At 69.0% G+C, this 8460-nt stretch carries 9 protein-coding genes and 1 pseudogene; 5 read left to right on the plus strand and 5 right to left on the minus strand.

Features of this window, described 5'->3' with window-relative positions; genetic code table 11:
* From ON27_RS19795 to ON27_RS19805, 3 genes are all read left to right on the plus strand, one after another.
* Positions 1-670 (plus strand): TOBE domain-containing protein (locus ON27_RS19795; RefSeq protein ID WP_043729557.1); only part of this gene is annotated, 670 nt, incomplete at its 5' end.
* Between the two features lie 72 nt (positions 671-742).
* Positions 743-1912, plus strand: coding sequence for a thiolase family protein (locus ON27_RS19800; protein ID WP_043729560.1), 1170 nt, complete (start codon positions 743-745; stop codon positions 1910-1912).
* Positions 1909-2649, plus strand: coding sequence for an SDR family NAD(P)-dependent oxidoreductase (locus tag ON27_RS19805; protein WP_043729563.1), 741 nt, complete (start codon positions 1909-1911; stop codon positions 2647-2649). The genes ON27_RS19800 and ON27_RS19805 overlap by 4 nt, the downstream gene beginning before the upstream one ends.
* Before the next feature lie 208 nt (positions 2650-2857).
* Here the strand turns inward: ON27_RS19805 and ON27_RS19810 are convergent, their stop codons facing one another.
* The 3 genes from ON27_RS19810 to ON27_RS19820 form a co-directional block, all read right to left on the minus strand.
* A complete protein-coding gene (locus ON27_RS19810; protein ID WP_043729578.1) occupies positions 2858-3187 on the minus strand; it encodes a transglycosylase family protein in 330 nt (109 codons plus the stop codon).
* 682 nt (positions 3188-3869) lie between these two features.
* Positions 3870-4334 carry a PaaI family thioesterase gene (locus ON27_RS19815; RefSeq protein ID WP_043729566.1) on the minus strand — a complete coding sequence of 155 codons (465 nt, stop codon included), beginning with the start codon at positions 4332-4334 and terminating at the stop codon, positions 3870-3872.
* A gap of 145 nt (positions 4335-4479) precedes the next feature.
* Positions 4480-5625: an acyl-CoA dehydrogenase family protein gene (locus ON27_RS19820; protein ID WP_043729570.1), complete on the minus strand. Its 1146-nt coding sequence runs from the start codon at positions 5623-5625 to the stop codon at positions 4480-4482.
* A 112-nt stretch (positions 5626-5737) separates the two neighbouring features.
* On the opposite strand from ON27_RS19820, the gene ON27_RS19825 reads away from it, so the two are divergent.
* Positions 5738-6409: a TetR/AcrR family transcriptional regulator gene (locus ON27_RS19825; protein ID WP_043729573.1), complete on the plus strand. Its 672-nt coding sequence runs from the start codon at positions 5738-5740 to the stop codon at positions 6407-6409.
* A 23-nt stretch (positions 6410-6432) separates the two neighbouring features.
* Here the strand turns inward: ON27_RS19825 and ON27_RS19830 are convergent, their stop codons facing one another.
* Complete coding sequence (locus ON27_RS19830) at positions 6433-6999, minus strand: type 1 glutamine amidotransferase domain-containing protein (protein ID WP_043729575.1); 567 nt, start codon at positions 6997-6999, stop codon at positions 6433-6435.
* A 59-nt stretch (positions 7000-7058) separates the two neighbouring features.
* A complete protein-coding gene (locus tag ON27_RS19835; protein ID WP_051046784.1) occupies positions 7059-7718 on the minus strand; it encodes a MerR family transcriptional regulator in 660 nt (219 codons plus the stop codon).
* 108 nt (positions 7719-7826) lie between these two features.
* Here ON27_RS19835 and ON27_RS19840 point away from each other — a divergent pair.
* Positions 7827-8460: pseudogene (locus ON27_RS19840) on the plus strand (hypothetical protein); the annotation flags it as partial.

Here is an 8460-nt window from a genome sequence, read left to right on the forward strand (position 1 = left end):
GGTCGGCGCCAAGCCGCGCGCGCTGTCCGGCGGCCAGGCCCAGCGGGTGGCGCTGGCCCGGGCGCTGGCCACCGACCCGGCGCTGCTGCTGCTCGACGAACCGCTGGCCGCGCTGGACGCGAGCACGCGCCTGCGGGTGCGGTCGGATCTGGCCCACCACCTGGCCGACTATCCCGGCCACACCGTGCTGGTCACGCACGATCCGCTGGACGCGATGGTCCTGGCCGACCGGCTGGTGATCGTCGAGCACGGCGCCGTGGTGCAGCAGGGCCCGCCCGCCGAGGTCGCGCGAGAGCCGCGCTCGGACTACGTCGCCAACCTGGTCGGTCTCAATCTCTATCAGGGGACGGCGCAGGGCACGGCGGTAGACCTCGCCGACGAAGGTTCGTTCACCGTCGCCGAGCCGAGCCGAGGGCCGGTGCACATCGCTTTCGCGCCGAGCGCGGTCGGACTGTACCCGCAACCGCCGGCGGGCAGTCCGCGTAACGCTTGGCCGGTCACCGTGGCCGCGATCGAGCAGCACGCGCACACCATCCGGGTCCGGCTCGACGGCGCCCCGGCCGTGCTCGCCGACGTCACTCCGGCCACCGTCGCCGAGCTGCGCCTTCGGCCCGGCGTGCGACTGTGGGCCGCGGTGAAAGCCACCGAGATCCGCGCCTACCCCGCGTGAGATAGCCGACGGTGGCGAATTCGTGTTAACTTAACTGAGAATGGCAATTAACTTAGCTGATCGGAGACGCTCATGACGTCCGCCGTCATCGTCGATGTCGTCCGCACACCGTCCGGTAAGGGCAAAGCGGGCGGTGGCCTGTCGGAGGTACATCCGGCGACCCTGCTGGCGGGCGTGCTCGCCGAACTCGTCGCCCGCAACGACCTCGATCCCGCGGTGGTGGACGACGTGATCGGCGGATGCGTCACGCAGAGCGGTGAGCAGGCGTTCAACATCAGCAGGACCGCCGCGCTGGCCGCGGGGTTCCCGGAGTCGGTGCCCGCCACCACGGTGGACCGGCAGTGCGGCTCCAGCCAGCAGGCCGCGCACTTCGCCGCGCAGGGCGTCATCGCGGGCGCCTACGACGTCGTGATCGCCTGCGGCGTCGAATCGATGAGCCGCGCGCCGATGTTCTCCAACGGGCAGGGCAAGGACGCCAATCGCGGCCCGCTCGCGCACCGGTACCCGGACGGCCTGATCCAGCAGGGCATCGCGGCCGAGGTGATCAGCGCCCGGTGGAAGTTCGATCGGGCCGCGCTCGACGAGTTCGCCGCCCGCTCGCATCGGCTCGCCGCGCAGACCGCGGCGGCGGGCGGTTTCGCCGACGAACTGGTGGCCGCGGGCACGCTGACGGCCGACGAGACGATCCGTCCGGCCACCACCGGCGAGAGCCTCGCCGAGCTGCGCCCCGCCTTCGTCGACGACCAGTACACCGCCCGCTTCCCCGAGATCGAGTGGTCGATCACACCGGGCAACTCCTCGCCGCTGACCGACGGCGCCTCGGCCGCGCTGATCATGAGCGAAGCGGCCGCGGCGAAGCTCGGCCTGCGGCCGCGCGCCCGCTTCCACTCCTTCGCCGTGGTGGGCGACGATCCGCTGCTCATGCTCACCGCCGTCATCCCGGCGACCCGCAAGGCGCTGGACCGGGTGGGACTGAGCATCGATGACATCGACGCCTACGAGGTGAACGAGGCGTTCGCGCCGGTGCCACTGGTCTGGCAGCAGGAGGTGAACGCCGATCCGGACCGGCTGAACCCGCGCGGCGGCGCGATCGCCCTGGGCCACCCGCTGGGCGCCTCCGGCACCCGCATCCTGGCGACGCTGGTCAACCACCTGGAGCAGACCGGCGGCCGCTACGGCCTGCAGACGATGTGCGAGGCGGGCGGCCTGGCGAACGCGACGATCATCGAACGCCTCGGATGAGCGCCCGTACCGCGCTGGTCACCGGCGGGTCGCGCGGCATCGGCGCCGAGGTGGCGCGCCGACTGGCAGGGGAGGGCTTTCACCTGACCCTGGCCGCGCGCACCCGCGAGACCCTCGAGGAGACCGCGGCCCGCCTGCGCGCGGAAACGGGAGCCGAGGTGCATCCGGTGGTCGCGCAGATGAACGACCTGGACCAGGTGCGCGCGCTGGCGCAAGCCCACGAGGAACGCTTCGGCGGCATGAACGCGCTGGTGCTGAGCGCGGGCACCGGCACGGCGGGGAACGTGGCGGACCTGCCCGCGAAGGCCTATGAGCGCATGCTCGACGTGAACTTCCGCGCGCCGCTCACGCTGATCCAGGCGGCGCTCCCGTTGCTGCGCAAGAGCGCGGACGCCGACCGGGAACGAGGAGCGAAGATCATCGCGCTCGCGTCGATCACCGGCGTCGCCGGGGAGGCCGGCCTCGCCGCCTACGGAGCCACCAAAGCGGCGCTGATCTCGCTGTGCGAGACCGTCTCGCTGGAGGAGTCCGGCAACGGCGTCAGCGCGACCGCGGTGTCCCCGGGCTATGTCGACACCGACATGACCGCGTGGAAGCGCGACGTGCTCGACCCGTCCGCCATGCTCAGCACCGGCGACATCGCCGAGATGGTCCTGGCGGTCACGCGGTTGTCCCGCAACGCGGTGGTGCCGAACATCGTGCTGTCGCGAGCCGGTGACCAGCTGTGGCGCGCCTAGCCGCCGTTACCTGGCAGCGACCGAGGCGGCGGTCCGGTATCGGCGCAGCGACACCGACTCGGGCCCGCGGTGAATCGGACAGGCTTCGAAAGAATGTGAATTCGAATTGTGGAATTCATTCCGCCGATCATCGGAATTAGATGTTCGGCATTCCTCTGAGAAATAGCCCGGCGCCTACCGCGGGAATGCGGTAGGCGCCGGTGACGCATCAGAGGTAAGCGCCGCAAACGGGCCACGCGCCCGGACCCTGGGTCGCGAGGACATTCTCGGCGACGCGGATCTGCTCCTCGCGGCTGGCGTTGGACGGGCTGCCGGTGCCGCCGTTGGCTTCCCAGGTGCTCTGGGTGAACTGCAGACCGCCCGAGAAGCCGTTACCGGTGTCGGTTGACCAGTTGCCGCTGCTCTCGCACTGCGCGACGGCGTCCCAGTTGTTCGCCGACGCGGTGGCGGTGGTCAGACCGAACGGCACGGCGACGAAGGCGCCGACAGCCGCGGTGAAGCCGAGAACACGAGTGGTGAATTTACGGTTATGCGACATGAGATTTCCCGCCTGCGCCCACCGGCTCGGCGAATATCCGCCGCGCCCCTGTCCCCAGGAAGGTTGTGGACACTCGAACCGCGGGACAGGGTTTCCGGCGTTCTGCGATTCGAGCTCGATCTCGGTGTTGCCCCGAGCCGTCACCGACGTTAGCGGAGATGTCGCGGCAGATCACGTTCGAATAACGTGCGCCCAGGTTTGACCCTTGGTCGAGACTTGGGGTCATCCCGCCAGGTAGATCGGCGGAAATTCGACCATATCGTACGGCTGTAATGTTTCCGTTATGTGTTCGAGATCACTGTTTGATAGTGAAACGAGTCGCATTTCCGCAGGTAAACGACTTTCGGTAGTAGACACACGACCGGCTCGCCGCGCTGCGGAGGCGCTCCAGCGACCGACTCGTTACCTTTCCTGCCGAAGGGCCAGCGGCCCTACCCCCCGGCGCGACGCCGGCCCGGCCCGAAACCGGTCCGTGACCTCGGCGCATGCCCCCGGCGAGACGCCGAGCGAAGGCGGCAGGCGAACGCAGGCTCGGCAAAATCGGGCGCGCACCAGGGGTGACAGCCGACGACCCGGCGGGGTCGAGATCACTCTCGATCCCGCCGCGCCGATCGAGGAACGCGCCGACGGCCACCGCCGAAGAAGGGCGGGGCCGGGCTCGTGTCGCAGGTAACGGCTCGGGCTACTTCCCGTGCGCGCGCAGCTGGTAGAGCCCCTCGGTTTCCGCCACGACCACACCGTTCGCGTCGGTGACCACCGCGCGCAGCGTGAAGTCGGACTTGCCGTTCGCCGCCGCCTCCGCCGTGATGCGCGCGATCTCGTCCTCCGACAGCGTCGCCTCCGCGCGCACGTCGGTCTTGGCTGGCTTGCGGAAGAAGATGCGCAGGTCTTTGACCAGCGGATAGAACGCCGAGTTGTCGAAAGTCGCCACGGCGATCGCGCCGCCGAGGATCTCGGCGACGGTGAACAGCACGCCCGCGTACATCACGCCGAAGTGGTTGCCGTTGCCCTCGGCGGGCACCGAGGTGGCCGCGAAACCACGCCGCACCTCCACCGCCTGAACACCCATCTTGTGCGCGATCGGGATGGTGAATTCCAGTGCCCCGTTGACGATGTCCTTGAACGGGGGAGAATCGACGTCGCTCATCGCAATCGTCCCTTCACGCCGGAGGTGGCCAGCACCTCGTTGTCTCTGCCACGGCCACCTCGGTGGACCTCACCGAAGCGTAGGCCCTCGGATTCCGGCGCCGACAGGGTGTTGGCGGTTTGCCAACACCGTCGGCCCCGGGGCCTCAGAGGCTTCGGGCGATGATCTCCTTCATGATTTCGTTGGTGCCGCCGTAGATCTTCTGCACCCGGTTGTCGGTCCACATCCGCGAGATCGGATATTCGCTCATGTAGCCGTACCCGCCGTGCAGTTGCAGGCATTCGTCGGCCACCGACGCCGCGCGGTCGGTGGTCCACCACTTGGCCATCGCGACCGTCGGTATGTCCAGCTCCCCGCGCAGATGCCGCGCGATGCAGTCGTCCAGGAAGACTCGGGCCACTCTGGCCTCGGTGGCCACCTCGGCGAGCTTGAACTTCGTGTTCTGGAAGGCGAACACCGGCTTGCCGAAAGCGTGCCGGTCCTTGGTGTAGCGCAGTGTCACCTCGAGCGCGGCCTCCATCGCGGCCACCGAACCGACGGCGATGATCAGGCGCTCCTGGGGAAGCTGCTGCATCAGCTGGATGAAGCCCTGCCCCTCCTGCGTGCCGAGCAGGTTGGTCACCGGAACCCGGACGTCCTCGAAGAACAGCTCGGAGGTGTCCTGCCCCTTCTGTCCGACCTTGTCCAGCACGCGGCCGCGCCGGAAGCCCGGCCGGTCGGCCTCCACCAGGATCAGTGAGATGCCGCTGGCGCCCGCGCTGGTATCGGTCTTGGCGACGACGATGACGAGGTCGGCCTGGCTGCCGTTGGTGATGAAGGTCTTCGAGCCGTTCACCACGTACTCGTCGCCGTCGCGAATCGCCTTGGTCTTGACGTTCTGCAGGTCGGACCCGGTGCCGGGCTCGGTCATGGCGATCGCGCCGACGACCTCGCCACTGGCCATCTTCGGCAGCCACTGCCGCTTCTGCTCCTCGGTGCCGTAGTGCAGCAGGTAGTGCGCGACGATGCCGCTGTGCAAGGTGGCGCCCCAGGAGGTGTCGAACGCCTTGGCCTGTTCCTCGATGAGCACCGCCTCGTGGGCGAAGGTGCCGCCGCCACCGCCGTACTCCTCCGGGATCGACGCGCACAGCAGACCCAGCGCGCCCGCCTTGGTCCAGAAGTCGCGGTCGACGTGGTGCTGCTCGATGAACTTGTCGATGTTCGGCGTCAACTCCTTCGCGAAGAACGAGCGGGCGAGCTCGCGCAGGGCGTCCAGGTCGTCGTCGAGCCAGGCGGACCGGTAGGTCGTCATCGGGGGTTTCCTCGCGAAAGTCTGATACCGATAGTTACGGGTACAGTGTGTACCAATCGTGCGCCGGGTACAAGGTGTACCACCGAAATCCCCGACCGATACGCTGGGCGCCGTGGCACGACGATCCTGGGTGGACACCGCCGAAGCACGGCGCTCCACCAGCACGAGGCCCGGCCGCGACGAGCGCCGCCGAGCCATCGTGCAAGCCGCTATCGCGGCGATCGAGGAGGACGGCCCGCACGCGCTGACCGGCCGGATCGCCGACCGCGCCGGATTGGCCAGAACCCACGTCTACCGGCATTTCGCCAGCAAGGAAGAACTCGACCTGGCGGTGGCGCGGCAGGCGCACCACGATCTGACCGAGCGGATCCGCGCGCGATTGGCCGTGCACGGCACGCCGCTGGACATCATTCGCGCGCCCTTGGCCCAGCACGTCCGATGGGCGGCCGAGCATCCGAACCTCTATCGCTTCTTGGTCGGACGCGACTATCGGCGCGGACGCAACGAGCCGCGCGTCGGAGGGAGCGCCTTCGCCGCCGAGATCTCCGCGGCCGCGGCCCGCTATCTGCCGGAGTTCGGAGCCGACCCGCTGGCCGCGGACCGCGTGGTGGTCGCGCTGCTCGGCCTGGTCGACGCTTCGGTGCGGTGGTGGCTCGAGCACCACGACACCACCGAAGCCGCCCTCGTCGATCGCCTCACCACCGAGTGCTGGCTGCTCATCGACAACCGGCTGCGCGATCTGGGCATCGCGATCGACCCCCGGAAACCGCTGCCGGGCAACTGATCAGCCCGTTCGGCACGGCCGGGTCAGCGCGCGGCGGGAACCACTTCCCGCGTGATGGCGTGCACGAAGTCGGGCAGATCACCCGGGTTGCGCGAGGTGAGCAGGGTCCATCCGCCCTCGGTGGAGCGGACCGCGGGCTCGTCGACCCACGCGCCGCCCGCGTTGCCGAGGTCGGCTCGGAGCGAGAAGTACGAGGTCAGCGTCTTACCGGAAACCAGCTCCGCATTCACCAGTAGCCAGGGGCCGTGGCAGATCGCGGCGATCGGCTTGCCCGCGCCCGCGAATTCCCGGGCCAGTTCGATCGCCCGGTCGGTGACTCGCAACTTGTCCGCGTTCACCGTGCCGCCGGGCACGACGAGCACGTCGAAATCGTCCACGGAAACCTCGTGCAGCGACGTATCCGGTTGCACCACCGCGTCTTTCTCCGTGTCGTGCCGGTAGGTCTGCACCGCTTCGCGCTTCGGCGCGGCATGAGTGACCCGAGCGCCGCGTTTGCGCAGTTCGTCACGCGGCACCAACAGCTCGTCCCGCTCGACCCCGGTGTTCGAGGTGATGATCAGGACCCGAGTCCCATCCAGCTGATCGGTCATGACGACTCTCCTTTCGCCTCGGGTTGGTCCTGTTTCGGTCATGCCGCGCGCGGGCCGGACTAAACCTCGCCGGGAGTGCGATCCGTGGCGTCGGCCGGCGGAATCAGCGTGCTGGAGAGGTGCTCCTGTGCCAAGCGGCGCAGCGCGGCGAGCAGCGTATCGCCCAGAATCGTTCCGACGATGGCGGTTTCGGTCATCCGGTCGACCCCGGGCTTGTCGCCGACCAGGGCGAGGTCGGTGGCCGCGATGGTCTCGCTGGCGGCCGCGTAGTCGTCCATCGCGGCGACCACGTCCTCGTGGCCGAGCAGGCGCAGCGCGGCGCAGACGTCGATGAGGGTGCCGCGAGCCGGGCTGTCGTCGTGGATCCGCCAGCCGCGCCGGTCCAGCAGTGCCGTGACGTCCTCGGTGGCGATTTCCCGCTGCTCGCCGCCCACCTGCGATCTGCGCCCACCGAGCGCGTACTGCACTCGGCCGAGCGAGTCCCGCACGGAGAGGCTGCCGCTGTCGAGCGCGGCGAGCAGGTCCTTGGCCGCTTCGATGGACACGCCTCCGATATCCACCAGCGCCCTGATCAGCCGCAGTCTGCTGACGTGGGCGTCGCTGTATTCGGCCTGATTGCGGTGGGTTCGCACCCCGGAAGGCAACAGCCCCTCGCGCACGTAGTACTTGATCGTCGCGGGAGGGACGCCGCTGGCGCGGCTGAGTTCGGCGATCCGCATCGGACTCCTCGGGCTCGGACGGCATCTTGACAGTGGATAGTACAGCTATCCATAATTCATGCTGATAGTACAACTATCGATACTCAAGGTTTCGAAAGGTCGCTGGTCATGCCTGCTCTGTCCCCGCGCTTGTCCGCACTGTCCTGGCATCGCCCGCTGATGCTGCTCGCCGTCGCGATGGCACTACTGGTCGCCTGGTCGATCGGCGGCGTGATCGTCGACGACCGAACCCTGACCGGTTTGCCGATCTGGGCCAAGTCCGCCAAATTCGCCCTCTCCGTGCTGGTTTACGCCGTGACGTGGGCGTGGCTGATCGCCCAGCTCACGCGCTGGCGCCGGGTCGCCTGGTGGGCGGGAACGGTCGCGGCGCTCGGTCTGGCGCTCGAGCTGGTCGTCATCACCACCCAGATCGTGCGGGGCACGACCAGCCACTTCAATTTCACGACGCCGTTGAACGCGGCGCTGTGGGAGATCATGGGCTCCTCGATCGTGGTGGTCTGGGTCGCCACCTTGGTCGCGTCGGCCGCGCTGTTCGTCGACCCGCCTGCCGACCCCGCCCGCGGCGCCGCGATCCGCTACGGCGCGATGCTGTCACTCGCGGGCGCCGCGCTCGGGATGCTGATGGTCCGGGCGACGCCCGAACAGCGCGCGGCGGGCGGCTCGATCAGCGGCGCGCACACCGTCGGGCTGCCCGACGGCGGGCCCGGGTTGCCGCTGCTCGGCTGGAGCACCGCCGGAGGCG

This window comes from Nocardia asiatica NBRC 100129, from assembly GCF_000308415.1.
Lineage (GTDB): Bacteria > Actinomycetota > Actinomycetes > Mycobacteriales > Mycobacteriaceae > Nocardia > Nocardia asiatica.

Bases quoted from the DNA above. Each gene is read 5' to 3' on its own strand.
- ON27_RS19800 (WP_043729560.1), top strand. From the start codon at position 743: ATGACGTCCGCCGTCATCGTCGATGTCGTCCGCACACCGTCCGGTAAG.
- ON27_RS19805 (WP_043729563.1), top strand. From the start codon at position 1,909: ATGAGCGCCCGTACCGCGCTGGTCACCGGCGGGTCGCGCGGCATCGGC.
- ON27_RS19810 (WP_043729578.1), bottom strand. From the start codon at position 3,187: ATGTCGCATAACCGTAAATTCACCACTCGTGTTCTCGGCTTCACCGCG.
- ON27_RS19815 (WP_043729566.1), bottom strand. From the start codon at position 4,334: ATGAGCGACGTCGATTCTCCCCCGTTCAAGGACATCGTCAACGGGGCA.
- ON27_RS19820 (WP_043729570.1), bottom strand. From the start codon at position 5,625: ATGACGACCTACCGGTCCGCCTGGCTCGACGACGACCTGGACGCCCTG.
- ON27_RS19830 (WP_043729575.1), bottom strand. From the start codon at position 6,999: ATGACCGATCAGCTGGATGGGACTCGGGTCCTGATCATCACCTCGAAC.
- ON27_RS19835 (WP_051046784.1), bottom strand. From the start codon at position 7,718: ATGCGGATCGCCGAACTCAGCCGCGCCAGCGGCGTCCCTCCCGCGACG.